This is a genomic window from Streptomyces canus 299MFChir4.1 (genome assembly GCF_000383615.1).
GTDB lineage: Bacteria > Actinomycetota > Actinomycetes > Streptomycetales > Streptomycetaceae > Streptomyces > Streptomyces canus_C.
In genome coordinates this window covers 33,633-59,373 of record NZ_KB911594.1, presented here as the reverse complement: position 1 = coordinate 59,373, position 25,741 = coordinate 33,633, and the positions used below count along the sequence as shown (strand labels likewise).

Annotated in this window: 26 protein-coding genes and 1 pseudogene; 12 read left to right on the top strand and 15 right to left on the bottom strand. The window is 71.2% G+C overall.

What is annotated here, in order from left to right:
• Positions 1-140 precede the first annotated feature (140 nt).
• Positions 141-656: a GtrA family protein gene (locus tag H293_RS0126075; RefSeq protein ID WP_033415686.1), complete on the bottom strand. Its 516-nt coding sequence runs from the start codon at positions 654-656 to the stop codon at positions 141-143.
• Between the two features lie 178 nt (positions 657-834).
• On the opposite strand from H293_RS0126075, the gene H293_RS0126070 reads away from it, so the two are divergent.
• The 4 genes from H293_RS0126070 to H293_RS0126055 all read left to right on the top strand — a co-directional run bounded on the left by H293_RS0126070 (position 835) and on the right by H293_RS0126055 (position 4,940).
• The gene (locus tag H293_RS0126070; RefSeq protein ID WP_028808205.1) at positions 835-1,974 is read left to right on the top strand and encodes a 5-(carboxyamino)imidazole ribonucleotide synthase; all 1,140 of its coding nucleotides are present in this window, start codon (positions 835-837) and stop codon (positions 1,972-1,974) included.
• Positions 1,975-1,994: 20 nt separating this feature from the next.
• The gene (gene purE / locus H293_RS0126065) at positions 1,995-2,492 is read left to right on the top strand and encodes a 5-(carboxyamino)imidazole ribonucleotide mutase (protein WP_020120782.1); all 498 of its coding nucleotides are present in this window, start codon (positions 1,995-1,997) and stop codon (positions 2,490-2,492) included.
• Positions 2,489-3,676 carry a dipeptidase gene (locus tag H293_RS0126060; RefSeq protein ID WP_020120781.1) on the top strand — a complete coding sequence of 396 codons (1,188 nt, stop codon included), beginning with the start codon at positions 2,489-2,491 and terminating at the stop codon, positions 3,674-3,676. The genes purE and H293_RS0126060 overlap by 4 nt, the downstream gene beginning before the upstream one ends.
• 151 nt (positions 3,677-3,827) lie before the next feature.
• Complete coding sequence (locus tag H293_RS0126055; RefSeq protein WP_020120780.1) at positions 3,828-4,940, top strand: dipeptidase; 1,113 nt, start codon at positions 3,828-3,830, stop codon at positions 4,938-4,940.
• 142 nt (positions 4,941-5,082) lie between these two features.
• Here the strand turns inward: H293_RS0126055 and H293_RS0126050 are convergent, their stop codons facing one another.
• Together H293_RS0126050 and H293_RS0126045 are read right to left on the bottom strand one after the other, a co-directional pair.
• Entirely contained in the window at positions 5,083-5,466 is a 384-nt protein-coding gene (locus tag H293_RS0126050) for a VOC family protein (RefSeq protein WP_020120779.1), read from the bottom strand.
• Between the two features lie 28 nt (positions 5,467-5,494).
• Positions 5,495-5,854 (bottom strand): VOC family protein, encoded by a 360-nt coding sequence (locus tag H293_RS0126045; protein ID WP_020120778.1) that lies wholly within the window; start codon positions 5,852-5,854, stop codon positions 5,495-5,497.
• A 116-nt stretch (positions 5,855-5,970) separates the two neighbouring features.
• Between H293_RS0126045 and H293_RS0126040 the strand changes: the two genes are divergently transcribed.
• Positions 5,971-6,474, top strand: coding sequence for a CGNR zinc finger domain-containing protein (locus H293_RS0126040; RefSeq protein WP_020120777.1), 504 nt, complete (start codon positions 5,971-5,973; stop codon positions 6,472-6,474).
• A 9-nt stretch (positions 6,475-6,483) separates the two neighbouring features.
• Here H293_RS0126040 and H293_RS0126035 read toward each other — a convergent pair whose 3' ends face one another.
• From H293_RS0126035 to H293_RS0126015, 5 genes are all read right to left on the bottom strand, one after another.
• Positions 6,484-7,152, bottom strand: coding sequence for a cupredoxin domain-containing protein (locus H293_RS0126035; protein WP_020120776.1), 669 nt, complete (start codon positions 7,150-7,152; stop codon positions 6,484-6,486).
• A complete protein-coding gene (locus H293_RS0126030; RefSeq protein ID WP_020120775.1) occupies positions 7,149-7,607 on the bottom strand; it encodes a hypothetical protein in 459 nt (152 codons plus the stop codon). The genes H293_RS0126035 and H293_RS0126030 overlap by 4 nt, the downstream gene beginning before the upstream one ends.
• Positions 7,608-7,716: 109 nt before the next feature.
• Complete coding sequence (locus tag H293_RS0126025; RefSeq protein WP_020120774.1) at positions 7,717-8,703, bottom strand: cupredoxin domain-containing protein; 987 nt, start codon at positions 8,701-8,703, stop codon at positions 7,717-7,719.
• A gap of 27 nt (positions 8,704-8,730) precedes the next feature.
• On the bottom strand, positions 8,731-10,053 hold the full coding sequence (locus H293_RS0126020) for a copper resistance CopC/CopD family protein (RefSeq protein WP_020120773.1): 1,323 nt from the start codon (positions 10,051-10,053) through the stop codon (positions 8,731-8,733).
• Complete coding sequence (locus H293_RS0126015; RefSeq protein ID WP_020120772.1) at positions 10,050-10,697, bottom strand: hypothetical protein; 648 nt, start codon at positions 10,695-10,697, stop codon at positions 10,050-10,052. Before H293_RS0126015 ends, H293_RS0126020 begins: the two co-directional genes overlap by 4 nt.
• Positions 10,698-10,908: 211 nt before the next feature.
• Between H293_RS0126015 and H293_RS58500 the strand changes: the two genes are divergently transcribed.
• Entirely contained in the window at positions 10,909-11,049 is a 141-nt protein-coding gene (locus H293_RS58500) for a hypothetical protein (protein WP_158694441.1), read from the top strand.
• Between the two features lie 67 nt (positions 11,050-11,116).
• Here the strand turns inward: H293_RS58500 and H293_RS0126010 are convergent, their stop codons facing one another.
• Positions 11,117-12,460 (bottom strand): UDP-glucose dehydrogenase family protein, encoded by a 1,344-nt coding sequence (locus H293_RS0126010; RefSeq protein ID WP_020120771.1) that lies wholly within the window; start codon positions 12,458-12,460, stop codon positions 11,117-11,119.
• 178 nt (positions 12,461-12,638) lie between these two features.
• Between H293_RS0126010 and H293_RS0126005 the strand changes: the two genes are divergently transcribed.
• The 4 genes and pseudogenes from H293_RS0126005 to H293_RS61440 all read left to right on the top strand — a co-directional run bounded on the left by H293_RS0126005 (position 12,639) and on the right by H293_RS61440 (position 15,067).
• A complete protein-coding gene (locus H293_RS0126005; protein ID WP_020120770.1) occupies positions 12,639-13,796 on the top strand; it encodes an acyl-CoA dehydrogenase family protein in 1,158 nt (385 codons plus the stop codon).
• A 176-nt stretch (positions 13,797-13,972) separates the two neighbouring features.
• Positions 13,973-14,335 (top strand): four-helix bundle copper-binding protein, encoded by a 363-nt coding sequence (locus H293_RS0126000; RefSeq protein WP_007382496.1) that lies wholly within the window; start codon positions 13,973-13,975, stop codon positions 14,333-14,335.
• Between the two features lie 73 nt (positions 14,336-14,408).
• Positions 14,409-14,708: pseudogene (locus H293_RS61445) on the top strand (SAM-dependent methyltransferase); the annotation flags it as partial.
• Between the two features lie 68 nt (positions 14,709-14,776).
• Entirely contained in the window at positions 14,777-15,067 is a 291-nt protein-coding gene (locus H293_RS61440) for a hypothetical protein (protein ID WP_020120769.1), read from the top strand.
• 85 nt (positions 15,068-15,152) lie between these two features.
• Here the strand turns inward: H293_RS61440 and H293_RS0125990 are convergent, their stop codons facing one another.
• The gene (locus H293_RS0125990; RefSeq protein ID WP_020120768.1) at positions 15,153-16,457 is read right to left on the bottom strand and encodes an LCP family protein; all 1,305 of its coding nucleotides are present in this window, start codon (positions 16,455-16,457) and stop codon (positions 15,153-15,155) included.
• 117 nt (positions 16,458-16,574) lie between these two features.
• On the opposite strand from H293_RS0125990, the gene H293_RS0125985 reads away from it, so the two are divergent.
• Positions 16,575-17,135: an acyl-CoA thioesterase gene (locus H293_RS0125985; RefSeq protein ID WP_020120767.1), complete on the top strand. Its 561-nt coding sequence runs from the start codon at positions 16,575-16,577 to the stop codon at positions 17,133-17,135.
• A 28-nt stretch (positions 17,136-17,163) separates the two neighbouring features.
• On the opposite strand, the gene H293_RS0125980 is transcribed toward H293_RS0125985, so the two are convergent.
• A complete protein-coding gene (locus tag H293_RS0125980) occupies positions 17,164-17,712 on the bottom strand; it encodes a GrpB family protein (protein WP_020120766.1) in 549 nt (182 codons plus the stop codon).
• Between the two features lie 74 nt (positions 17,713-17,786).
• Positions 17,787-19,247 (bottom strand): LCP family protein, encoded by a 1,461-nt coding sequence (locus tag H293_RS0125975; protein ID WP_020120765.1) that lies wholly within the window; start codon positions 19,245-19,247, stop codon positions 17,787-17,789.
• A gap of 132 nt (positions 19,248-19,379) precedes the next feature.
• Here H293_RS0125975 and H293_RS0125970 point away from each other — a divergent pair, with 132 nt between their 5' ends.
• Positions 19,380-20,408, top strand: coding sequence for a glycosyltransferase family 2 protein (locus tag H293_RS0125970; protein WP_020120764.1), 1,029 nt, complete (start codon positions 19,380-19,382; stop codon positions 20,406-20,408).
• Positions 20,409-20,436: 28 nt separating this feature from the next.
• On the opposite strand, the gene H293_RS0125965 is transcribed toward H293_RS0125970, so the two are convergent.
• From H293_RS0125965 to H293_RS0125955, 3 genes are all read right to left on the bottom strand, one after another.
• The gene (locus tag H293_RS0125965; protein WP_020120763.1) at positions 20,437-21,978 is read right to left on the bottom strand and encodes an LCP family protein; all 1,542 of its coding nucleotides are present in this window, start codon (positions 21,976-21,978) and stop codon (positions 20,437-20,439) included.
• Positions 21,979-22,138: 160 nt separating this feature from the next.
• A complete protein-coding gene (locus H293_RS0125960; RefSeq protein ID WP_020120762.1) occupies positions 22,139-23,869 on the bottom strand; it encodes an LCP family protein in 1,731 nt (576 codons plus the stop codon).
• 161 nt (positions 23,870-24,030) lie between these two features.
• Positions 24,031-25,665, bottom strand: coding sequence for an LCP family protein (locus H293_RS0125955; protein WP_028808204.1), 1,635 nt, complete (start codon positions 25,663-25,665; stop codon positions 24,031-24,033).
• Between the last annotated feature and the right edge of the window lie 76 nt (positions 25,666-25,741).

The window sequence follows — 25,741 nt, the reverse complement described above, 5'->3', positions numbered from 1 at the left end:
GCGGGGGTGGTTGTTCGGGTGCCGGTCTGTGGGGGTGGGCGTTTTTGCGCAGTTCCCCGCGCCCCTGAAATGCCTGCGGCGGCCTGTGCGGGTCCGGTGGGGCCGTTGCGAGCCCGCCTAGGTCCGCCCGGCGGCCGGCGTCAGAGGACTCGCTGGCGCGGTCGGGGTTTCCTGGCCGCGCCCTGCTCGGCCTCCTCCAGGAAGGACTCCGCGCTCGCCACCGCCTCGCGGGCGGGGAGGGTCTTGAAGACCCAGCTGCGGTAGGACCAGAAGCGGAACAGGGTCGCGATGCCGATGCCGACGAACTTGAAGATGTTGCTCTGGAGCGGGCTGTCCCAGCCGAAACCGTAGGTCGCGGCATAGAGGATGCCGTTTTCGATGACCAGGCCGACCACGCTGAACAGCAGGAACAGGGTCAGCTCCTTCGTACGGCCGCTCTTGTCGCGGTCGCGGTACGTGAAGTAACGGAACCCTATGTAGTTGAAGACGATCGACACGACCGTCGCCACGACGCTCGCCCGGACCACCGGAAGGTCGGTGAGATGCCGCACCATGTTGAAGACGACAAGGTTGACGAGGAGCCCCGCTCCGCCCACCGCACCGAATTTGGCGACCTCGCGAACGATCCTTCGCAACCCTGAGGAACCATGTCCCATGGTTGTACAGTCCCCCAGTCGGGTCGGTCAGTCGAGTGATTTCGTCAACTCAGCCATGCTAACCACCCCCCTGGCCAGTTGCCTGTGGATGAACTCACACACAGGGAAACAACCTGGTAAGAGGACCGGTGAGAGGCGCGGAATTCGGCCGCCGTGGCTCGACCGATACCCTGGGGTCGTGACGTTCCCGGTAGTCGGCATGGTCGGCGGGGGCCAGCTCGCGCGTATGACACACGAAGCAGGCATCCCGCTCGGCATCAGGTTCAAGCTTCTCAGTGACACCCCTCTGGATTCCGCGGCGCAAGTGGTGAGCGACGTCGTCATCGGCGACTATCGCGACCTCGACACGCTGCGCGAGTTCGCGCGCGGGTGCGATGTGATCACCTTCGATCACGAGCACGTACCCACCGAGCACCTCAGAGCCCTGGAGGCGGACGGCATCCCCGTCCGCCCCGGCCCCGACGCGCTCGTGCACGCCCAGGACAAGGGCGTGATGCGCGCGCGGCTCGACGCGATCGGCGTCCCGTGCCCACGGCACCGGATCGTCAGCGATCCCGAGGACGTGGCGGCCTTCGCGGCGGAGGGCGACGGCTTCCCCGTCGTCCTCAAGACCGTCCGCGGCGGCTACGACGGCAAGGGCGTGTGGGTGGTGGACTCCGCCGAGGAGGCCGCCGACCCCTTCCGGGCCGGCGTCCCCGTCCTCGCCGAGGAGAAGGTCGACTACGTCCGCGAGCTCGCCGCCAACGTCGTACGGTCGCCGCACGGCCAGGCCGTCGCCTACCCGGTTGTCGAGTCCCAGCAGGTCAACGGCGTCTGCGACACGGTGATCGCCCCGGCCCCCGACCTGGACGAGTCCCTGGCCCTCAGGGCCGAGGAACTGGCCCTGAACATCGCCAAGGAACTGGACGTCGTCGGCCACCTCGCCGTCGAGCTGTTCCAGACCCGCGACGGCCGCATCCTCGTCAACGAACTCGCGATGCGCCCGCACAACTCCGGCCACTGGACCCAGGACGGCGCGATCACCTCCCAGTTCGCCAACCACGTCCGGGCCGTCCTCGACCTCCCGCTCGGCGACCCGCGCCCCCGCGCGAAGTGGACCGTCATGGTCAACGTCCTCGGCGGCGACTTCCCCGACATGTACTCCGCGTACCTGCACTGCATGGCCCGCGACCCCAAGCTGAAGATCCACATGTACGGCAAGGACGTGAAGCCCGGCCGCAAGGTGGGCCACGTCAACACCTACGGCGACGACCTGGACGACGTTCTCGAACGCGCACGTCACGCTGCCGGCTACCTGAGAGGCACGATCACCGAATGAGCCCCGTTGTAGGCATCGTCATGGGGTCCGACAGCGACTGGCCCGTCATGGAGGCCGCCGCCCAGGCCCTCGACGAGTTCGAGATCGAGTACGAGGTCGACGTCGTCTCCGCGCACCGCATGCCGCGCGAGATGATCGCGTACGGCGAGCAGGCGGCCGAGCGGGGCCTGAAGGCGATCATCGCGGGGGCTGGCGGAGCCGCCCACCTCCCGGGCATGCTCGCCTCCGTCACCCCCCTCCCGGTGATCGGGGTCCCGGTCCCGCTGAAGTACCTCGACGGCATGGACTCGCTGCTGTCGATCGTGCAGATGCCGGCCGGTGTCCCCGTCGCGACCGTCTCCGTCGGCGGCGCCCGCAACGCCGGTCTGCTCGCGGCCCGCATCCTCGCCGTGCACGACGAGGAACTCCTCGGCCGGATGCGGGAGTTCCAGCAGGAACTCAACGACCAGGCCACCGAGAAGGGCAAGCGCCTGCGGTCCAAGGTCGAGGGCTCCAACGGCTTCGGCTTCGGCAAGTGACCGCCGTGCACCCGCTGGAGACGGCCCGGGAACTGCTGCGCGAGTTCCCGGTCGTCGACGGCCACAACGACCTGCCCTGGGCACTGCGCGAACAGGTCCGCTACGACCTCGACGCCCGGGACATCGCCACGGACCAGTCGGCCCACCTGCACACCGACCTCGCCCGGCTGCGGGCCGGCGGCGTCGGCGCGCAGTACTGGTCGGTGTACGTCCGCTCGGACCTGCCCGACGCGGTGCCGGCGACGCTGGAACAGATCGACTGCGTACGGCAGTTGATCGCGCGGTACCCGGCACAGCTGCGGGCCGCGCTCACCGCCGCGGACATGGAGGCGGCGCGCGCGGAAGGCCGTATCGCCTCGCTCATGGGTGCCGAGGGCGGCCACTCCATCGCCAACTCCCTCGCCACGCTCCGCGCGTTGTACGCGCTCGGCGTGCGCTACATGACCCTCACCCACAACGACAACGTGGACTGGGCGGACTCGGCGACCGACGAACCGGGCGTGGGGGGCCTGTCGGCCTTCGGCCGCGCGGTGGTCCGGGAGATGAATCGCGAGGGCATGCTCGTGGACCTCTCGCACGTGGCGGCGACGACCATGCGGGACGCGCTGGACGCGAGCGAGGCGCCGGTGATCTTCTCGCACTCCTCCGCGCGGGCGGTGTGCGACCACCCGCGCAACGTCCCGGACGACGTCCTGGAGCGCCTGCCGTCCAACGGGGGCATGGCGATGGTGACCTTCGTGCCGAAGTTCGTCCTCCAGGCAGCCGTCGACTGGACGGCCGCCGCCGACGAGAACATGCGCGAGCACGGCTTCCACCACCTCGCGACCACCCCCGAGGCGATGAAGGTGCACCGCGCCTTCGAGGAGCGCACTCCGCGCCCGGTCGCCACGGTCTCGACGGTCGCGGACCATCTGGACCACATGCGCGAGGTGGCCGGCGTGGACCACATCGGCATCGGCGGCGACTACGACGGCACGGCCTTCACCCCGGACGGCCTCAGCGACGTCTCCGGCTACCCGAACCTCATCGCCGAACTCCTGGACCGCGGCTGGTCCCGCCCCGACCTCGCCAAGCTGACCTGGCAGAACGCGGTACGCGTACTGGGCGCGGCGGAGGACGTGGCCCGGGAGCTCCAGTCGACGCGGGGGCCGTCCAACGCGACCCTCTCCGAGCTCGACGGCTGACCGCCCGGGGCGTCTTCGACCTGGTGGCCGGGCGGCGCACGGCACCCGGACCGCCGTACCCCCGAACGCCCCGCCCACCAGGAAGCCCCCCGCGCTCCGTGGGACGGTGACCGTACGGCGATCAGGAAGATCACGACGTACGGAGCCCGTCATGGCAGACCTCCAGGACGAACTGCATCCCCCGGCCGAGGTGGAAGAGCTGCCCCGGCTCTTCGGGGCCGTGCCGGAGCTGTGCGGGCCGGGCTCCGACCCGGGCGCCGAGCGGCTGGAGCGCGCGCGTGCCATCCTCGCCGAGCACCCGGTCGCCGACGGTTACAGCGGGCTGCCGTGGGCCCTGCGGCACCTGCCCTGGTTCGACCTGGAGGTCGGTGAGAGCGCGGTGGACACGGATGTGCCGAGGCTCAGGGAGGGGCACGTGGGCGCTCTGATGTGGTCGCTGCACCTGCCCGAGGGGCTCGACGGGGACCGTGCCGTCGGCGCCACCCTGGAACAGCTCGACCTGGTGAAGACCGTCGTACGCAACCACCCCGAGGGCCTGCGCCTGGCCCGCACCGCCGGACAGGCCACCGACGCCCGCAACTGCGGCCGTGCCGCCGTCCTGCTCGGCCCCGCGGGCGCGGCCGCCCTCGGCGACTCGCTCGGCATCCTGCGCTCCCTGCACGCCCTCGGACTGCGCGCCCTCACCCTGACCGGGGTGTCCTGGGCGAGCGCGGCGGGGCTCACCCGGTTCGGCGAGGAGGTGCTGCGCGAGATGAACCGGCTCGGAGTCCTCGCCGACCTCTCCGGCGCCTCCGACGCCACCGTCCGGCGCGCCCTGGCCGTCTCCAAGGCGCCGGTGCTCTTCAGCCGCTCCGCCGCCCGCGCCCTGCGGCCCCACCCGGCCAACCTGCCCGACGACCTGCTCGCCGAGCTGGGTGCCGCGGGCGGCCTGTGCATGGTGCCGCTGACCGCCGAGCAGACCGGCCCGACGGTCCGGGACGTCGCCGACCACCTCGACCATGTGCGCGCGGTCGCGGGCGCCGAGTGCGTGGGCCTGTCCGGCACCTACGACGCCGGCACCGCGCACCCGCAGGAGCTGGGCGACGCCTCCTGCTACCCGCACCTCGTCGCCGAGCTGCTGCGCCGGGGCTGGGACGAGGCCGACCTCGCGCTGCTGACCTGGGGCAATGTCCAGCGGATGCTGCGCGAGTCCGACTTCACCGCACGGGCGGCGCAGCAGCGGCGCGAGCCGTCCACGGCGAAGATCGCCGACCTCGACGGATAGCCGGGCCCCACCACCGACCGGCGGCGCGGTGCGGACCGGTCCGGCGGCGATGTGTGACGGCCGGGCGGATGGCCCGCGTCGCCGTACGAGACACCCCGGCACGGGCGTCACGTCGGAGTCGGTGGCCGGCCGCCGGTCGGCGCTACAGCGGGTCGATCCGGCACAGGCAGAAGGGGTGGCCCGCCGGGTCCGCGTAGACCCGGAAGTCCTCCTTGTCCTCGGCGTGCAGCAGCCGCGCGCCCAGCTCCAGCACCTTGGCCTCGGCCGCGTCGATCTCCTCCCACGTGGTCCCGCCGTCGAAGTCGAGGTGGAACTGCTGGGAGTTGCGGTCCGCCCGCGGCCACTCGGGCGGAGTGAGCCCCGGGGCGCTCTGGAAGGCCAGCCGGGGACCGGCGGGGACGCGCAGGACCACCCAGTCCGGATCGTCGTCCTCCGGGGTGCCGCCCACGATCCCGGCGTAGAAACGGGCGAGCGTACGGGGGTCGGGGCAGTCGATCACGACGGAACGGAAACGTGCGACGGTCACGAGAGGTCCTCCTGGTTCGACCGGCGGGTCAGCAGGCGCAGAGGCAGAACGGGTGCCCCGCAGGGTCCGCGTACACACGGAAGGTGCGGGAGCGGTCCTCGGCGTCCAGCGGCTTCGCCCCGAGCGCCAGCACCTCCTTCTCGGCCGCGTCCAGGTCCGGGACGCTCAGGTCCAGGTGGAACTGCTGCGAGGCGTCGGGGGCGGGCCACTTCGGCGGTACGAAACCGGGGGCGGCCTGGAAGGCCAGCGCCGGTCCGTCAGGGGTCTTCAGGTCGACCCAGTCCCCCTCACCCTCGACGGTGCCGCCGAGGACACCGGCGTAGAAACCGGCGAGCGCGGCGGGGTCCGGACAGTCCAGTACGACGGCTCCGAGTGCGGCGACGGCCATGCTTCCTCCTTGAAGCGGGGTTACCTGTAGAGGCGGGTAACCAGTAACGGTTACCGCATGCTCCCGCATCGGAGGTAACGTCGCAAGGGAATTCCCTAGCTAGGTAGCGTGCAGCCATGAGTGAGCGATCGCCCGCGCCCGGGGGGCTGGCCCTGGTCGAGTCCCTGGTCAACACGGTGGACCTGGAGTCGGGCGCCGATTCGCTGGGCACGGCGGAGGGCCGGGCGCGGTTCGGGATCACCGAGGGGGAGCTGGCGCAGGCGCGTGAGCTGAGGGAGTCGCTGCGGGTCGCTCTGCTGGCGCACGCCGGGCATCCGCCGCACCGGGCGGTGACACCGCTGGGGGAGTTGCTGGCGGCGGCGCCCCTGGTGCTGACCGTGGCCGCGGTGGACGGCTCTGCCGCCCTCGCCCCCGCCGACGCCCGGACCCTGCTCTCCCGCGTCGCCGCCGCCGTCGCCGAGTCGCTGGTCGCGGGGACGTGGATCCGCCTGAAGGCCTGTGAGGCCGTGGACTGCCACTGGGCGTACTACGACCGGAGTCCGGCGGGGCGGGGGCGGTGGTGCTCTATGCAGGTGTGCGGGGCGCGGGCGAAGATGCGGCGCTACCGGGCCAAGGGGTGAGCGGTGTCGTCAGGATTCCTCCCTCTGCGCCTGGGACGTCCTTGAGCCGACCAGCAGGAGGCACAGGACCGCCACCCCGGCCACCAGGCCGGCCAGGAGCAGCAGGGGGTCCAGGGGGCGGCCCGTCGAGGCTGCCGTCTGGGTCACGGGCTGCTGTGTCGCCTGGGGTGCCGCCTGCGGTGCCGTCTGCGGTACGGCCGCCTCGGATGCCGTGGGCGATGGCGACGCGGACGGCATCGTCATCGCCGGTGCCGAGTGCGCGGTACGGGACGGGGTCCGGGCCGGTGTCGTGTGCGTGTGCTCTCTCGGTGCCGCCGAGGTCCTGGCAGGAGCCGGTGCCGGTGCCGCCCGGACCGTGATCCCCGCCGTCATGTCCGGGTGGACCGTGCAGACGTAGCCGTAGGAACCGGCCGTGGCGAAGGTGAAGCTCCAGCTCTGGCCCTTGTTCAGCATGGGGGAGTGGATCGAGAGCGGGCCGGAGGTGGTCTTCACGTCGTGCGGGGCCGTGTCGTAGTTGGTCCACGTCACCGTGGAACCGGCGGGCACGCTCAAGGACGCCGGCGAGAAGGCGTACCCCTTCATGGCCACCGAGTAGCCCGCCGCGGACGCCTGTCCCGACGGCAGCAGCCACATGGCGAGGAGGGCGAGCGCCGCCGCGGCCCGCAGCAGCCCCCTCATGCGAACTCCGCCGCGACGAGCAGCCGAAGACACGTGGCCGGCAGCCGCCACGGCAGCCGGAATCCGGTGGCCCGGCGCAGCAGCCGGTAGGACAGCCGGGCCGTGCCCACGACGAGCATCCGGTCCTCGGCGCGGTCGAGCACACGCATCCGCAGGAGGACAGGGAAGGCGACGTCGTCGAGGACGAGGTCGGCGGTGAGCTGGAGGCGGTCGCCGGGCAGGTCCTCGACCCGCTCGGAGGTGAGCTGGGCCCGCAGCTCGCCGTGGTCGAACTCGAAACGGAACGCGGGGTGAGGGGCGTCCGGGGACGTCTCCAGCGACGCTCCGGCGAGGGGTATCCGCCGCCGCCGTACCGGCAAAGGCCCGTACCAGGCGGTGAGTTCGGCGAGCGAGCGGCCGGGGGCCACGGTGAGCCGGCGGGGCGGAGGAACGGTGGGCAGGGTGACGGTTGTCATCCCGAACTCCTTGGAAAGCGGTTCCCGAAATGTGGTGGGGGTGTGGAGAATGACCGTGGACGCCGTTCCGGCCGGCTGAGCCCCGGCCGGAACGGCGTCCACCCATGTGTCAGCAGCTGGTGGTGAGGAAGTCCGTGGTGGGAGCGAGCAGGTGCTCGGCCCAGACGGTGTGCATCTTCACGTAGGCGTCGGGGTTCAGCAGATCGGTGACCTGCTGTCCGAGCGACTCCTCCAGGTGCGCGGAGTTGATGTGGGCCAGCAGCACGCTCAGCGTGCTGTCGAGCACCGTCCCGCCGTCGTTGACGGCCGGCTTGAGGATGCTCGCGATCCACACCGTGTGCATCTTGATGTACGAGTCCAGCGACAGCGCGTCCTGCACCTGCCGGCCGGGCGACTCCTCCAGGTGGGCCGCGTAGAGGTGCTGGAGGATCGGCAGGAGCTCATTGCGGATGCTCGTGCACTGCTCGCCGCCACCGCCGCTGGTGGGCGTGGCCGTCGGCGTTGAGGTCGGCATCGGCATGCCGGTCGGCGTGGGGGTCGCCGTCGGCGTGGCCGTGGGACCCGTCGTCGGGGTCGCCGTCGGGGTCGGCATGGGGGTGGTGCCGCCGCCGGAGGCCGCCACCACCTTCACGGACGACACCATGTCCGGGTGCACCGCGCAGTAGTACTCGTAGGTGCCGACCTTGCTGAAGGTGTACGACCACGAGTCGCCCTTCTTCAGCGTCCCCGAGTCGAAGGCCACCGGGGCCTTGGTCGTGGTCACCGTGTGCGGCGCGCTGTCGTGGTTGGTCCACCGGACCGTCTGGCCCACCTCGACCACGAGCTGCTTGCCGTCGCCGAACTTGTAACCCGTGATGTCGACTTGGTAGTCGGGGGCGGCGGCGGCCTTCATGGCGGCAGCGGCGGCAGCGGCGGCAGCGGGCGCCTGAGCCGCGCCCGCGGCCTGCTGCGAGGCCGCCGTGGAACCCGTGGCCGCGCTCAGCAGCCCGAGACTGAGCACGGCGGCGAGGGCCGCGCCGAGGCCGGCGAACAGCAGGGACCGGTTCCCGGTCGGCGACTTGCTTCGCCGGCCACCGGTCTCGTCTTTGCTTCTCACTGCAACTCCTTTTGCTTTTGCGGGTGTTCAGCGGCCGGGATCGGCCGTGACCAGCAGACTCGTCACGGCGAGCACGACGAGGACCAGCCCCGTCTCGGCCGCGACCGAGTAACCGAAGGGCCGCACGGTGGCGGCGTCGCCGCGCAGCAGCACGGCGAGATCGAGACGGGTGCGCACCCACTGGCGGCTCGCGTACGCGGCGAGCAGGACGCACCCGAGGACGGCTGTCTTGACGAGCAGCAGATGCCCGTAGGAGGTGTGCAGAAGGCCGTCGAACGACCCCACCACCTGCCACGCGAGCACCAGCCCGGCGCCGACGATGCCCGTGACGCTCAGCGCCGCGAGCCGCGCGTAGCCCGGCACCACCTCGGCCAGCTCCGCGGGCCGCCGACGCGGCAGCACCGCCAGCGCGAGCATGGCGAGCCCGCCGATCCACAGCGCGGCCCCGAGAAGGTGCACGAAGTCGGCGACCGCGCCCCAAGTGGGCTCACCGCCCTCGGAGTTGTGGCCCGTCATGCCGGTCGTGCGCAGCAGCCCGAAGGCCACCGCGAGCGCGCCCACCCGCCAGCCCGGCGAGCGCGCGGCGCCCTGGAGTAGCGCGGCGAGCACCACGGCCGCGAGCACCCACATCAGGCCGCGTGCGGCGAGCACGACGCCGGGTTCGGTGGCCAGGACGTCCGCGTAGGTCGCCGGGCGCAGGGCGTCCCGCAGGCCGCCGAGCGAGGCGTACGCGCCCTGCAGTCCCACGGCCGCCACGGTCGCCAGCAGTCCGCCCGTCCAGGCCAGCCCGAGCAGCGCCCGGGCCCGCGGCTCGTAGGCCCCGCCCGGCCACAGCAGCGCGACGAACGCGAGCCCGCCGACGAACAGGGCCAGCGCGAGGTATCCGGCCCAGCGGACGGCGACGAGGCCCTTGCGCACCGAGGGGGACGGTGCGGGAGCGGCGGCCCGGGCCTCGTCGCCGCCGGTCCTGGCGGGGGCCGCCCCGACGGCGAAGGCGATCCGCCCGGAGGAGGCGTGTCCGTCCTCCTCGTCCACGACGGACCACACCACCGCGAACCTCCCGTCCGCAGGGCTGCCGAGCGCGACCCGCACGACGTTGCTCTCCGCCGTTCCCTTCGCCGTTCCCCTCGGCGGACGGGCCACCGGCAGCCGGTCCCCGTCCACCGTCAGCACCCGTACGTCGGCCAGGTCGACGGCCTCGTCGAAGGTGAGGGTGAGGTGGTCGGGAGCCTTCGCGGGCGTGGCCCCGTCCTTGGGGGAGGAGCTCACCAACTCGGTGTGCGCGGAAGCGGGTTGGGCGGCGCCGAGGAGGGCGCAGAGGAAAGCGGCGAGGACGAGCAGTGGCCTCATGGCGTCGCCCCCGGCCGCGGGGAGGCGGAGGGGGAGCCGGCGAGGACCCCGCCGAGCAGGCCGGAGACGGGGGCGAGGCCGACGCAGGGCGAGGGAGAGGGCGTCGGCGAGGGGGACGCGGTCGCACCGCCCAGGAGACCGAGGGCGGGCTCGGTGAGGCCGACGAGCAGCGGTTGCACAAGGGTGACCTCGCCGTCCCGGCAAGTGGCCGAGGGGGACGGGGTGGGAGTGGGAGCGGGGGTGGGCGTGCCCGCGGGGGGCGAGCTCGCGTGCCCGGTGTGACTGCCGCCGCCTTGCCCGCCGCTCCCGTCGACGGGGCCGGTACCGGTCACGACGCCCCCGGCATCGCCGTATCCGATGTCCGACCCGGTCCCGCCGTATCCCAGGTCGGAGCCGGCCCCGCCGTAGGCCGGCAACTCGCCGGAGTCGGCGGGGACTTGACCGGCACCCGGCGCGGTCGCCTCCGGTGCCGTGGCCGCGGGCGGCGAGGCCGGGGAAAGTGCGGCCTCGGCCGCCCCGGAAGCGGCGGGGGCACCGATGCCCGAGGCGTACCCCAGCACGATCACCACCGCGGCGACGAGCGCCCCGGCGACCAGCTCGTCGCGATGATCACGCGGCCACTCCACCCCGCGAAACAGGGGCATGATTCACTCCTGACATGCTCGCATCAACCCGGTCGAAGAGTCCGGCGATGACGAACAGTGGAGTGGAGGGCGGATTCCGCTTGACTACGCACCGGTTAACCGATCGTTGCCTACCTCTCCTTTATGGGGGTGTGGTCTGTGAGAACGGTCAATTCACCGCCGTGCTCGAATGCAAATCGAACTCGTGTTGGTGATTCCGGGGAGGCGGCATATGCCAGGCTGTACGACGATGACCGGCCGGAGTTGGAGCTCTGGCGGGACGGGGTGCGCGCCCACCGCTACGACTCCGGGCCTGGACGGCGAGGACGACAGCACGGTCGCCCAGGGCACGGCAGCCGAACGGCTGTCCTGAGCCTCCGTCATGCGGCCGCCGGGGCCCGGTGAGGCCCCGCCCCTGCCGCCACCGCCACGGCCTCCGCTCAGGCCGTCGGCCGCCCCATCGCCCGGTACGTCCAGCCCGCCTTCCGCCACAGCTCCGGGTCCAGGGCGTTGCGGCCGTCGAGGACGACCTTCGCCGCCGCGACCTCGCCGAGGGCGGCCGGGTCCAGTTCGCGGAACTCCCGCCACTCCGTGAGGTGGAGTACGACGTCGGCGCTCCGGACCGCGTCCACGGCGGTGTCGGCGTAGCCGAGGGTGGGGAACAGGCGGCGGGCGTTGTCCATGCCCTTCGGGTCGTAGACCGTGACCTGGCCGCCCTGGAGGTGTATCTGCCCGGCGACGTTCAGCGCGGGCGAGTCCCGGACGTCGTCCGAGTCGGGCTTGAAGGTGGCGCCGAGCACCGCGACCCGCTTGCCGAGGAACGGCCCGCCGCCCAGTATCTGCCGGGCCAGCTCCACCATCTGCCCGCGCTGGCGCATGTTGATCGAGTCGATCTCGCGCAGGAAGGTCAGCGCCTGGTCCGCGCCGAGCTCACCCGCACGGGCCATGAAGGCACGGATGTCCTTGGGCAGACAGCCGCCGCCGAAGCCGATCCCGGCCCGCAGGAACTTCTTCCCGATCCGGTCGTCGTACCCGATGGCCTCGGCGAGCTTGGCGACATCGCCGCCGGAGGCCTCGCACATCTCCGCCATCGCGTTGATGAAGGAGATCTTCGTGGCCAGGAAGGAGTTCGCGGAGGTCTTCACCAGCTCCGCGGTCGGGAAGTCGGTCACCACGAACGGCGTGCCCTCGCCGAGCGGTGTCGCGTACACCTCGCGCAGCAGCTTCTCCGTGCGCTCGCTGCGCACGCCGACGACGATCCGGTCCGGGTGCAGCGTGTCGTCCACGGCGAAGCCCTCGCGCAGGAACTCCGGGTTCCAGGCCAGCTCGGCGTCGGCGCCCGCGGGGGAGTGGTCGGCCAGATAGCGGGCCAGCCGGTCGGCGGAGCCCACGGGCACCGTCGACTTGCCGACGACGAGCGCCGGACGGGTCAGGTGCGGGGCGAGGGAGGCGAACGCCGAGTCGACGTACGACATGTCGCAGGCGTACTCGCCGTGCCGCTGCGGAGTGTTCACGCAGACGAAGTGCACGTCACCGAAGGCGCCGGCCTCTTCCCAGTCCATGGTGAAGCGCAGCCGGCCCGTGGAGCCCTCGATCCCGGCGACATGCTTGCGCAGCAGCTCCTCCAGGCCTGGCTCGTACATCGGGACCTGGCCCCGCTGGAGCATCTCGATCTTCTCGGGCACCACGTCGAGCCCCAGCACCTCGAAACCGAGCTCGGCCATGGCCGCGGCGTGGGTGGCGCCGAGGTAGCCGGTGCCGATCACGGTGATCTTGAGGGCCATGGAGACTCCAGAAAGAGGGACGGGCCAGTGCGCGCCCGAGCATAGTCGGAGGGTGTGACGGGCAGTTTTCCCGCTGTCGCCAAGCTCACGTATCCGTCCCGTGGGCCGGGCCCTAAAATTTGAGTTACTTAACGGTAATTAGCACAGGCATCACAGCGTCCTTGGAGCGTGAGAGACCTTGGCCGGAACGGCTGACTTCGACCTGTACCGCCCGTCCGAGGAGCACGACATGCTCCGGGACGCCATCCGCTCGCTGGCGGAGGCGAAGATCGCGCCGTACGCCGCCGCGGTCGACGAGGAGGCCCGCTTCCCGCGCGAGGCGCTGGACGCGCTGGTGGCCAACGACCTGCATGCCGTGCACGTCTCCGAGGAGTACGGCGGCGCGGGCGCCGACGCGCTGGCCACGGTGATCGTCATCGAGGAGGTCGCACGCGTCTGCGTGTCCTCCTCCCTGATCCCCGCGGTGAACAAGCTGGGCTCGCTCCCGGTGATCCTCTCCGGCTCGGACGAGCTGAAGAAGAAGTACATGACCCCGCTCGCCAAGGGCGACGTGATGTTCTCGTACGCCCTCTCCGAGCCGGACGCCGGTTCCGACGCGGCCGGCATGAAGACCAAGGCGGTCCGCGACGGCGATTACTGGGTCCTCAACGGCGTGAAGCGCTGGATCACCAACGCCGGCGAGTCCGAGTACTACACGGTGATGGCCGTGACGGACCCCTCGAAGCGCTCGAAGGGCATCTCCGCCTTCGTCGTCGAGAAGTCCGACGAGGGCGTCTCCTTCGGCGCCCCCGAGAAGAAGCTCGGCATCAAGGGCTCGCCCACACGCGAGGTCTACCTGGACAACGTCCGCATCCCGGCCGACCGCATGATCGGCGACGAGGGCACCGGCTTCGCCACGGCGATGAAGACCCTGGACCACACCCGCATCACCATCGCCGCCCAGGCCCTCGGTGTCGCCCAGGGCGCCCTCGACTACGCCAAGGGCTACGTCCAGGAGCGCAAGCAGTTCGGCAAGGCCATCGCCGACTTCCAGGGCATCCAGTTCATGCTCGCCGACATGGCCATGAAGATCTCCGCCGCCCGCGCCCTGACCTACCAGGCCGCGGCCGCCTCGGAGCGCCTCGACAAGGACCTCACCTTCCAGGGCGCCGCGGCCAAGTGCTTCGCCTCGGACGTGGCCATGGAGGTCACCACGGACGCGGTCCAGCTGCTGGGCGGGTACGGCTACACCCGTGACTACCCGGTCGAGCGGATGATGCGCGACGCGAAGATCACGCAGATCTACGAGGGTACGAACCAGGTCCAGCGGATCGTCATGGCGCGCAACCTGCCGTAGTCGGCCCGACCGGCCCGACCGAGCCCCCGGAGTGTTCCGGGGGCTTTTGTCGTATCGCGGGTGGGGTGTTTCGGGGCGGATTGTTCGCGTCCGCCCGATGGCGCCCAGCGGGGGAGGGGCGTAGGACGGAAGGGCACGGGGCCCGCCCCGGGCTCCCGCAGTCCCCAGGAGGAGCAATGACCCAGGCCGAGAGCATGTCCGCGATGAGCAAGGAGATGCAGGACTGCGTGGCGGCGTGCATGGAGTGCCACAGCGTGTGCGAGGAGACCATGAGCTCCTGTATGCAGATGGGCGGCCAGGCCCAGATGCAGATCATGCGTGCGCTCATCGACTGCGCCGACATGACCCGCATGTGCGCGGACATGATGATGCGCCGCTCGCCGCTGTCGGCGGAGATGTGCGCGATGTGTGCCAGGGCGTGCGAGATGTGCGCCGAGGCGTGTATGTCCATGCCGGACGATCCCCAGATGATGCGCTGCGCGCAGGCGTGTCGCCGCTGTGCGGAGACCTGCCGGGCGATGGCGGGCATGGCGATGTGACGCTCCCCGCCCGAGCGTGGCCGGAGGCACCCGCCGAGGCGCCTTCGGCCACGGGTGGGGCAGGCTGGGGCCCATGACACGCGCGAACGGGACGGAGGCCTTCGACGCCGCCGAGCGCGCGATGTGGAAGGGCCGCACCGAGGCCCACGCCGGCAGTTTCGCGCGGTTGTGCCCACCCCGTGGAGGCCCTGCTGGACGCGGCCGGAGTCGGGGCGGGGACGCGCGTCCTCGATGTCGGAACCGGCACCGGTACGGCGGCCGCGGCGGCCGGGCCCGCGGGCTCGACGCGCGCACCGGTGTGCTTCCCGAACTCCCTTACTCTGACGTCGAGTTCGACGCCGTACTCGGCAACTTCGTCCTGAACCAGTTCGGCCGGCCCCGATCTGCCCTCGCCGAACTCCACCGCCTGCTGCGTCCCGGCGGCCGGATCGCCCTCACGACGTGGACTGGGCGCGTACGGCGGACGGTCTCGCCGAACTGCTCGGCGGGGCCTGGTTCATCGCGGCGGAGGCGTCCGAACTCGCCTGGGACCACCGGGCCGGTGTCGAGGAGTGGTGGAGCGGTGCCGCGGGCGGTGTCGCCACCGTCGGGCTGGTCGTCACCTCGCAGGACCCGGAGACCGTCGTACGGATCCGGCGGGAGTACGAGCGGCTGAGCGCCGAATTCGTCGCGGGGGACGGCCGGTTGGCGCTGCCGCACCTCGCGCTGCTCGGCTCGGGGCGGCGGCCGTAGGCCGGCCGGGCACGACGAAGGGCCGGTCCCGCCGGACCGGCCCTTCCTGTCGTCCTCCGCGGTGCCGAACCGGCCTCCGCCGTGCTCAGTTGCCCGAGACGGTGACCTTCTCGTCGTTGTTCAGCTCCTGCACCAGTTGCTTCACCTTCGTCTTGTCCCAGACGAGGTTGCCTCCGGTGGACCCGGAGATCGGCATGTTCAGGGAGGTGCCGTCGCCGCCGTTGACGCCCTTCATCGCGAAGAACATGGACCCCAGGTCGTACAGGCCCATGTCCTTGTCGACGATGAGCGAGTCCAGGCCCGCGCCGAGCGTCGGGTAGAGCTTGAAGGGGTTCAGGACCGTGCCCGGGGTGGCCACCTGATGGGCGAGCGCCGCGAGGAACTTCTGCTGGTTCTTGGTGCGCTGCAGGTCGGACGCGGCGAACGCGTGCCGGGTGCGGACGAAGGCGAGCGCCTGGTCGCCGTTCAGCTTCTGCTTGCCCGCGGCGAAGTCGGCGCCGGAGTACTTGTCCTTGAACCCCTTGTCGATGTCGATCTCGACCCCGCCGACCGCGTCCACGATGCTCGCGAAGCCGGCGAAGCCGATCTCGACGTAGTGGTCGATGCGCAGCCCGGTGTTGAACTCGACGGTCCGGACCAGCAGCTCGGGCCCGTCCTCGGCGTACGCGGCGTTCAGCTTCACGTGCCGGCCCGTGCCCTTGTAGGTCTTGCCGGACTCGGAGCCCACGAAGGTCGGGATCTCCACGTCCGAGTCGCGCGGCAGCGAGATCAGCGTGTCGCCGTTGCCGCCGGTGTGCAGGATCATCATCGAGTCGGTGCGCTTGCCCTCGGCGGAGCCGGTGTGCAGCTGCTTCTTCTGCTCCGAGGAGAGGCCGGCGCGGCTGTCGGAGCCGACGATCAGGTAGTTGGTGCCGTCGCCCTGGTCCGGCCGGTCGATGACCTTGGACAGGTCGACCTCGCGGTTGAGCTTGGAGTCGGCCCAGAAGTAGGTGGAGACGGTCGTCACGACCAGCCCGGTGATCACGACGATCGCGGTCCACTTGATCCGCTTGCGCCAGTTCGGCGCGGGGCGCGGACCGCGGCCGCCGCCCGGGTCGCCGGGGCCGTCGTAGCCACCGCCGCCGGGGCTGCCGTAGACCTGGCCGGTGTTGTAGCCGCTGTCGTAGTCACCGCCGTAGCCCTGGCCGTCCACGTACGACGGCTGCTGCGGCACACCGTTGCCGTACGGCGGCGCGGACGGACCCTGGCGGCCGTAGGCCCCCTGCCCGGGCGCCCCCTGTCCACGGCGGACCTGCCGCATGACGCGGGCGCTCTCGGGTCGTGCGCTCGCGCTGCCGCGTCCGTACCGGTCGCGGTCGTCGCCGGACCATCCCTCGGGCCAATCGTTCATGGGGCCCAGTGTGCAGGTACCGGCTGTGCCCTTTACAAGGGTCGTCGGAAAATCAGGGCAGCGCTGTTGCGAAGCTGACACAAATTCCCGGATTGTCATCGGCATAGGGTGGGGGCCATGACAGACCAGGCCACCACCGCCGCCGATCCGGGGACCGCGGAGATCCCGGGCAAGCCCACCTCGGCGTCCCGCACCACGCTGAGCCACATCATGACCCAGGCCGACACCAACCTTCTCGGGACGGTGCACGGTGGCGTGATCATGAAGCTGGTCGACGACGCGGCGGGCGCGGTGGCCGGACGGCACAGCGGCGGGCCCGCGGTGACCGCCTCCATGGACGAGATGGCGTTCCTGGAGCCGGTCCGGGTGGGTGACCTCGTCCATGTGAAGGCGCAGGTCAACTGGACCGGCCGGACCTCGATGGAGGTCGGTGTGCGGGTCCTCGCCGAGCGCTGGAACGAGTCCACGCCCGCCACCCAGGTCGGTTCCGCCTACCTCGTCTTCGCCGCGGTCGACGCCGACGGCAAGCCCCGCCGGGTCCCTCCGGTGCACCCGGAGACGGAACGGGACGAGCGCCGCTACCAGGAGGCCCAGATCCGCCGCACGCACCGCCTCGCGCGGCGCCGGGCGATCATGGAGCTGCGCGAGAAGCGGGCCGCCGAGGGCTTCGAGGACTGAGCCCGCTCACTCCTCCTCCTGCACCCACTCACTCCTTCTCCCACACCGGCTCCGGCGGCAGCCCCCGCTCCGCGCGGGCCCGGTCGGTGAGCTCCTGCACGAGGGCCGTCTTCGCCCGTGCGTACGCCCCCGGTGCCGTACCGGAGGCCACGATCGCCCGCTTGAGCTCGCCGTACCGCGCCGCGTCCTGCGGGTGGGTGCGCAGGTGGTCCCGCAGGAGCCGCTGATTCCGGCCTGGCCGACTGTCCCGTGTCACGACGTGCAGGATGTGGGTGCGGACACCGTCGGGGGCGCGGACGTACAGCAGCCGGTCGGTCATCCCGTTGACGTGCGGGCGGAAGCCGAGACCGGCCAGCGGGGCGTCGTGGGCCGGTGTGTGAGAGCGGTCACGGACGGCGGCCATCAGGTCGATGACGGGCTTCGCCGCGAGTCCCGGCACGGAGGTGGACCCGATGTGCTCGATCTCCGGGAACAGTCCGGGCGCCCCCGAGCGGAGGGCGTCGATCGCGGCGGCGGCCTGCCGGGGCCAGTCGGGGTCGTAGTCGGCGATGCGGAGGGCGGCGGTCACGGCCGCCATCCTGTGCCGGCCGGGTGACCGGCGTCACCCTGTTTCCCCTGCGTGCACCTGGCCCTGTCCGGCCCGGCTTTCTCCTACACGCACCCCACCTCGTCCCCCGTCACCACTCCGAACTCCCCCTGGAGCTCGTCCTCGGCGCGTACCTTCCGTACCCGCTCGAAGTCCGCGCCCGCCAGCACCTTCAGCACGGCGCCCTGCCCGTTCACCGCCCGCAGCTCGCTCCCGGGCAGGGCCGCGGCCAGGGAGCGGGCCGAGCGGTCCCAGCGGGGGTCGTAGGTGATGACCGTGCGCTTCAGGGTGCGGTCGGCCGAGTTCGCCGGGATCCCCGTCGTACGGAAGCCCGTCGACGCCAGCGCCGCGTCCACCCGCTTGCCGAGTCCGCCGGTCGCCGTGCCGTTCTCCACCTGGACGCGGATCTGCTGCGGGGACACTGGGACCAGCAGCGCCTTGTCCTTCGGCTTGTGCGCGGCCAGCGGCTGGTCCTCGCGCAGGGACTGGAAGAGCCGCGCCGACTTCACCGGGTCCCATTTCAGGGTCGAGCCCACGCCCTTGACGGCGTATCCCATCTGCCCGATCGGCACGGTCGTGAACTCCGACGAGGAGGGGGAGAAGTTGCGCATCGCCCGGCCCAGGTCGAGCAGTTCGTCCGTGCCGAAGCCCTTGTCGGCGCGTACGGAGCCGAGGACGGCCCGGGCCACATCGCGGAACTTCATCGGGTTCAACAGCACGCCGGAGGAGGTGGCCCGCTCGATCAGCGCCGCGAGGAAGCGCTGCTGCCGCTTCATCCGGCCGAGGTCGGAGGAGCCGTCGGCGTGCCGGGAGCGGACGTACTGCAGTGCCTGTCCGCCCAGCAGCCGGTGCCGGCCGGCCGCCAGGTCGAGGCCGGTGTACGTGTCCTTCAGCGGTTCGGCGTTGCAGATCTCGACCCCGCCGAGGACGTCCACGGTCCTCATGAAGCTGGTGAAGTCGACCTCCAGATAGTGGTCGATCTTCACGTGGGTCATGCCTTCGACGGTCCGTACGGTCAGCGGGGGCCCGCCCTCCGCGTACGCCGCGTTGATCTTGATGGGGTGTCCGTGGTGCCGCTCCCCGGTGGTCCCGTCGACGTGCTCCGGAGTCATCGCGTACGAGTCACGCGGCAGGCTCACCACGCTCGCCCGCTCCCGGTCCTCCGAGATGTGCACGATCATGATCGTGTCGGTGCAGTGGCAGGGCGCCCCGCCCAGCCGGTACTTCCGCCGCTCCGCCTCGGTGATCTTGTCGCGGCCGTCGGTGCCGACCAGCAGCACGTTCATGCCGTGTCCGGCGCGCGGCCGGTTCTTCATGTCCTTGAAGGGGTCCACGCGCGTGATGTCCGCGTCGAGGCTGGTCATCACCGCGTGCCCGATCCCGGCGGAGGCGAGCACGACGACGGACAGCGTGGTCGCCGCCCGCATGGCCCAGCGGGGCCGCTTGCGCCGCACGGGGGGCCGGGCCGGCCGGCGCTGCGGGGGGCGGGGCCGGGCGGCGGAGGGCCGGGGAGACGTGGCGGGCATGGGGGGACACCTCCGCGAGGAACAGCCGAACGAGGGATCTTGAGCACCGTAGGCCCATACGATCTGCGACGACCGGCACCGCCCCGGGCGGGGCGCGATGGTGTCCCCCGTTCGCGGTAACGTGAGCCCCCTATGAACGCCAAGCCCGACGTGCGGCCCCCCGCTGTGTCTGTGATCATGCCCGTCCTGAACGAGGAACGGCATCTGCGCGGAGCCGTCCAAGCGATCCTCGCGCAGGAGTACGCCGGCGAGATGGAGGTCGTGCTCGCCCTCGGTCCCTCCACGGACCGCACGGACGAGATCGCCGCCGAGCTCGTCGCCGAAGACGCGCGCGTGCACACCGTCCCCAATCCCGTCGGCCGCACCCCCGCCGCCCTCAACGCCGCGATCAAGGCCTCCCGGCACCCGATCGTCGTCCGCGTCGACGGCCACGGCATGCTCTCGCCGAACTACATCGCGACCGCCGTACGGCTCCTGGAGGAGACCGGCGCGCAGAACGTCGGCGGCATCATGCACGCCGAGGGCGAGAACGACTGGGAGCACGCGGTCGCCGCCGCGATGACCTCGAAGATCGGTGTCGGCAACGCGGCCTTCCACACGGGCGGCCAGGCGCAGGCCGCCGAGACCGTGTACCTCGGGGTGTTCCGGCGCGAGGCCCTGGAGCAACAGGGCGGCTACAACGAGGAGTTCATCCGCGCCCAGGACTGGGAGCTCAACTTCCGGATCCGTGAGGCGGGCGGGCTCATCTGGTTCTCGCCCGAGCTGAGGGTGTCGTACCGCCCGAGGCCGAGCGTGAAGGCCCTCGCCAAGCAGTACAAGGACTACGGCCGCTGGCGGCACGTCGTCGCCCGCTACCACGAGGGCTCCATCAACCTGCGCTACCTCGCCCCGCCGGCCGCGGTCTGCGCGATCGCGGCCGGGATCGTGGTCGGCGCCGCGCTGACCCCGCTCGGCTTCCTGATCCCCGGCGGCTACCTCGCGGCGATCGTCCTCGGCTCGCTGCCCGCGGGCAAGGGGCTGCCGCTGAAGGCACGGCTCCAGATCCCCGTCGCCCTCGCCACCATGCACATGTCCTGGGGCTACGGCTTTCTGACCAGCCCGCGCTCGCTCGCCAGGCGGGTCATCGCCTCGCGGCGGCCCGCGGTTCTGACCGAGGCGTGAAAGGGGGCGCCCCCGAGGCGCCCCCCCGTCACCAGGTAAAGCCCGGGTTGACGTGCATGCAGGCCGTGTCGTCGGCGCCGTTGAGGGCCTCCGCGGTCTTCGGGGTCGTGTCGTCCTCCTTGGGCGCCTTGTACGTCGTACCCTCGCGCCAGTCGGCGCCCACGACGAGCGTGACCCCGGAGACGTCGGTCGACTTCTTCACCGAACTCGTCGGGATGCCCAGGGACTTGGCGACCGCCCGGGCGTCGCCCTCCAGTTCCGCGCTCGGGTAGCGCACGAGTGTCGTCGCCTCGCTCAGCGACGCGGAACGGTCGGAGACCGCCTGGGCGAAGCCCTTCTCCACCAGCAGCCCGGCCAACGTGCTCGCGCGTCCGCGGGCCGGGGCGAGGGTGTCGGTGCGGGTGCCGTTCTGGACCAGGACCCCGATCTCGTCCTTGGCGGCGGCCGGGTCGGCGGAGGTGTCGTCCGCCTTTTCCACGGTCGCCTTCTTCGCGTCCTTGCCGTCCAGCGCGATGTCCTCGCGCACCAGCCGGAAGAGCTGCTCGGCGTCCTCGGTGGGCTCCACCCGGGCGCCGACGTAGCGGTTCGGCATGGTCGTCATGGTGATGCGCTCCGGCTCGACCCTGCGCAGTTCGTTGCTGAGGTCGTAGAGCTTCTTCACGGTGCCGAGCCCGGTGTCGACGGTGACGGCCCGCGTGGCCTGCTCGGCGAGTTTGCGCAGCTTGTTCGGGCTGCTGAGGGTGGCGTTGGCGCGCAGCTCTCGGACCATCGAGTTGAGGTACATGTGCTGGGCCTTGGCGCGGGCGAGGTCGCTGCCGTCCTCGAAGCCGTAGCGGGTGCGTAGCCACTGCAGGGCCTGCTCGCCCTTGACGGACGTGGTGCCCTTCTCCAGCTTCAGGCCGGAGCCGTGCCCCTGGCTGTCCCGCGAGTGGATGTTGGCGTCCACGCAGACCGGCACTCCGCCGATGGCGTCTGCCATGGACACCACGCCGGAGAAGTCGACCATCATGAAGTGGTCGATGTGGATGCCGGTGAGCTCCTGCCAGGTGGCCACCGTGCAGCCCGGGCCGCCGTGGCCGAGGCTCTGGTTGGTCATCACCCGCCCGTTGCTCGCCGCGTACACCTTGCCGTCGTCCGGGTCGGTGCACTTGGGGATCTTCACGAGGGTGTCGCGCGGCATGCTGACGACCGAGAGGTTGCTGCGGTCGGCGGACAGGTGCAGCAGCATCTGCACGTCGGCGAGCGGAGTGGAGCCGAAGGTCTCCTTGGCGCCGCCGAGTTCCTGGTTCTCCTTGCTGTCCCGGGCGTCGGAGCCGATCAGCAGGATGTTCAGCGGGGTCTGGCCCGCGGCGTTCGGCGTCGGCTCGGCGACCTTGTTGTCGCCCAGGTTCAGGTCGTCCTGCTCGATGTTGGCGTTCAGGTGCCGGTAGTAGAGGTAGCCGGTCCCGGCCACCGCGAGTATCAGCACCGCGAGCGTCGCCGAGGACCATCTGAGCAAGCGGTGCTTGCGCGGCGCCCTGCGGCTGCCGTGCCCGCTGTCCCCCTCCGTCGCCGGCTCGGCTTCCTGCACGCTGTATTGCGTTGTCAACGTTCCCGTCCTCCCACCCACCCCACCGGACCCCTGGCCATGCCACGGACCCGCCGCACGTCTTAGACATACGACGGGCCCGTGAGGTTGCCCTACGAACCTGTGCGGGACCTGGGGGCCGCCGCGTGGTCTCCCGCGGGCCTCAGCTCGCGCACTGCACCTTGTCCGCCGTGGACTTGTCCACGTTCGGTGCGGCCGCCGTGGCCGAGTTGAGCTTCACACCCGCGCCCTTGAAGTCCTTGCCCAGGGTGAGGGTCATGGTGGGCAGGCCCTGGGAGTTGGTGACGCTCTTGCCGGGCTTCAGCGCCGCGCCGGACAGCCCCATGATGTCCGCCAGCCGACGCGCCTGGTCGGCCTGGTCGGGGGCGTACTCCAGGGTGGTCTTCGCGAGCGCCGCGTCGGCGTTGCCCGCGTTCTCGGACTTGGTCACGCCCGCCTCGGTCTGGAGGTAGGAGAGCTGCCGCTGGGCGCTGCCGCCCGCCGCACCGCCGTTGAGGATGCGCACCCGTACGTCGGAGGCGGCGGACTTGGTGCCCTTGAGCCGGGCGGCGACCTCCGCCTTCTCCTTCTTCTGCTGCGCCTTGACCTCGGTGAACGAGACGTCGTTGTTGATCGCTTCGAAGACCTGCGGAGCCCTCGAATCGTCGATGATCACCGTCACCGGGGTCGGCTCGGCGGGGTTGTCGACCACCGGGATCGTCAGGAAGCTGATGTTCTTCGCCGGGACCTTCTTCAGCTCCAGGGCGATGTCCTTGAGCGTGCCGACCTTGCCGATCGCCTTGTCGACGGTCAGCGCGTTGGTCGCGGCCTCCGCCAGTTTCAGCAGCTTGGTGGGGCTGGTGAGGGTGTCGCCCGAGGTCATCTTGCGCATCAGCGAGCCCAGGAACTGCTGCTGCACCTTGATCCGGTCGAGGTCGCCCTCGTTGCCGAAGGCGTGCCGGGTGCGCACGAAGGCGAGGGCCTGCTCGCCCTCCACCTTCGACGTGCCCGCGGGCAGGACGAGCTTCGACTTCTTGTCGTCGACGGCCTTCTCCACACAGACCTCGACTCCGTCCACCGCCGTCGTCAGGGTCTTCACCGCGTTGAAGTCGGCCATCACGAAGTGGTCGGGCTTGATGCCGGTGGCCGCCTCGACCGTGCGCATCGTGCAGCCCGCGTCCCGGCCGCGCTCGCCGAGGCTCCGGTTGAAGCGGACGTCCTCCTGCCCTGGGACGACCGTGTCGCTGCCGTCCTCCTGCTTGGTCCGGCAGTCCGGGATGTCGACGATCAGGTCGCGCGGGATGCTCAGCGCGGTCGCGTTCGTACGGTCCTTGGAGACGTGCAGCAGGATGTTGGTGTCGGCGTGGCCCACGCTGCCCGCGTCGCCGTAGCCCTCGTTGCCCTCACCGGTGCGCTTGTCGGTGCCGATGATGAGGATGTCGAAGGCCTCGTCCTTGCTGAAGTTGCTCGCGGCCACGTCGCCGACGTCGGTCGTGCCGACGTTGCCTTCCAGGTGCTTGAGGTAGAAGTAGCCCGTCGTGGCACCGGCGACCAGGACGAACGCCATCGTGCCGCCGGTCCACAGGAGGGCCCTCTTCGCCGAGGACTTCTTCTTGACGGGCCGGCGTCCGCGCCGCCCCGGCAGCGGCTCCTCGGGCGGCGCGCCCCGGCGCCGCGGCGGCGGGACGCCCCGGCCGGGGGCCACGGGGGTGGTCGTACGGCCCCGCGGTGCTGCCGGCCGGCTCGGCGCGGGCGCGGAGCCACGCGGGCCGGGGACGGCCGACTGCGGTGCGGAAGGGGGCAGTCGCAGTTCGTACTCACCGGTGTTCGGATTGAGCACCCACTGGTCTGCGGGGTCGACGTCGTCCGCCCGCCCACGGCCTTGTGCGTCCACGGTTGTCCGAATCCTCCGTCAGGGCCACGCGGCGATCGCTGGATCGCTCACACTATCCGCCCGGTCGGGCCTTGAGCGACGTGAGTTGTTCCCGTGCCGATTCTGTAAGCAGGTACGTACGCCCGGCCCCCTCCGTTCGGCGCCGGGCACGTTCCGTTCGGCTACCAGCGGTAGACCGAGTACACCTCCATGCACTGCCCGGTGTCCGAGCCGTTGATGGCGTCCGCGTTGCCGGGCACATCGCCGGCCTTGGCCTCGGACTGCTTCGGATACGCGGTCCCGGTACGCCAGTCGGCGCCCACGACCACGGTCACCCCGGAGACGTCGGTCGACTTCTTCACCGAACTCATGGGGATTCCGAGGGACTTGGCGATGCGCTGGGCGTCGCCCTCCAGATCGGCGCTCGGGTAGCGCACGACGGTCCGGTCCTCGGAGAGCCCCGCCGTCGCGTCCTTGGACGCCCGAGAGAAACCTTTCCGCACGAGCTCCTCGGCGATCGTGCCGGCGCGTCCGCCCACCGGGCCCAGCGTCGAGGTCGCCGTCGCGTTCCGCACGAGGACCCCGATCTCGTCGTCCGGCGCGGAGGGGGCTTTCGTGGGCCGGGCGGTCTTCTTCCCGGCCGCGGACGCCTTGCCGTTCTTGTCGAGGGCCACGTCGTCGCGGAGCATCTCCCACAGCTTGTCCGCGTTCGCGCCGTCGGGTATCACGTGCTCCTTGTTCCCCGGGTCCTGGACGTTGGGCATCGTGACCGACGTGATGCGGTCCGTCGGCACCGACTTGAGCTGCGTGCCCAGGTCGTACAGGTCCTTGACCGAGCCGATCTCCTCCGACACCTGGAGGGACTTCGTGGCCGCCTCCGCGAGGCCCATCAGCCGCGGGGTGTCGGTGAAGACGTTCTGCCCCTTCAGCGTGCGGATCATCGAGTTCAGGTACATGTGCTGGGCCCTGGCCCGCATCAGGTCACTGCCCCAGGCGTGCCGGGTGCGCAGCCACTGAAGGGCCTGCTTGCCCTTGACCTTGTGCGTGCCCGCCGTCAGCTTCAGCCCGGAACCGCCGGGCACCGCGGCCGTCGGCCGGTCCCACACGTTCTGCTTGACGCACACGGAGACACCGCCGATGGCGTCCGCCATCCGCACCACGCCCGAGAAGTCGATCGTCATCCAGTGGTCGATGTAGACACCGGTGAGGTTCTGCCAGGTGGCGAGGGTGCAGCCGGCGCCACCGCGGGCCAGGGAGGTGTTGATGATGTCGGTGGTCGCCGGGTAGGTCTTCCCTGTGTCCGGGTCCGTGCACTTGGGGATGTCGACCCGGGTGTCGCGCGGAATGCTCACCATCGCCGCGCTCTTGCGGTCCGCGGAGAGGTGGATGAGCATCTGCACGTCGCCCAGCGGCGGGTTGCCGCGGTTGTCCCGGCTGCCGCCGAGCTTCACGTTCTCGTCGGAGTTACGGCTGTCCGAGCCGATCAGCAGGATGTTCAACGGCGTCTGCCCGGCCGCGTTGGCCTCGGACTTGTGCGCCTTGGAGTCACCGCTGCTGCGCTCGCCCTTGCGGATGTTGCCGTTGAGATGCTGGTAGTAGAGGTATCCGGCGCCGGCCGTGCCGAGTATCAGCACCGCGAGCGTGGTCGCCGACCATCGCAGCACCCGGTGCTTGCGCGTGCCGCGTCGCTGCCCGTGCCGCCCGCCGCCGTCCCTTCTGCCCCCGCTCCCGGCCCCGCCCCCGCCGGTTTCCCGCGGACCTGGAGCGGGCCGGGAAACCGGCCGCGCCCCCTCCTCGTGCACACCGCTGTGCGCCATCCCCTGTCTCCCCACCCTCACGCCGAACGAACGAAAGACCTGCCGTACGACTGGTTAGACGCACGACAGGCCCCTC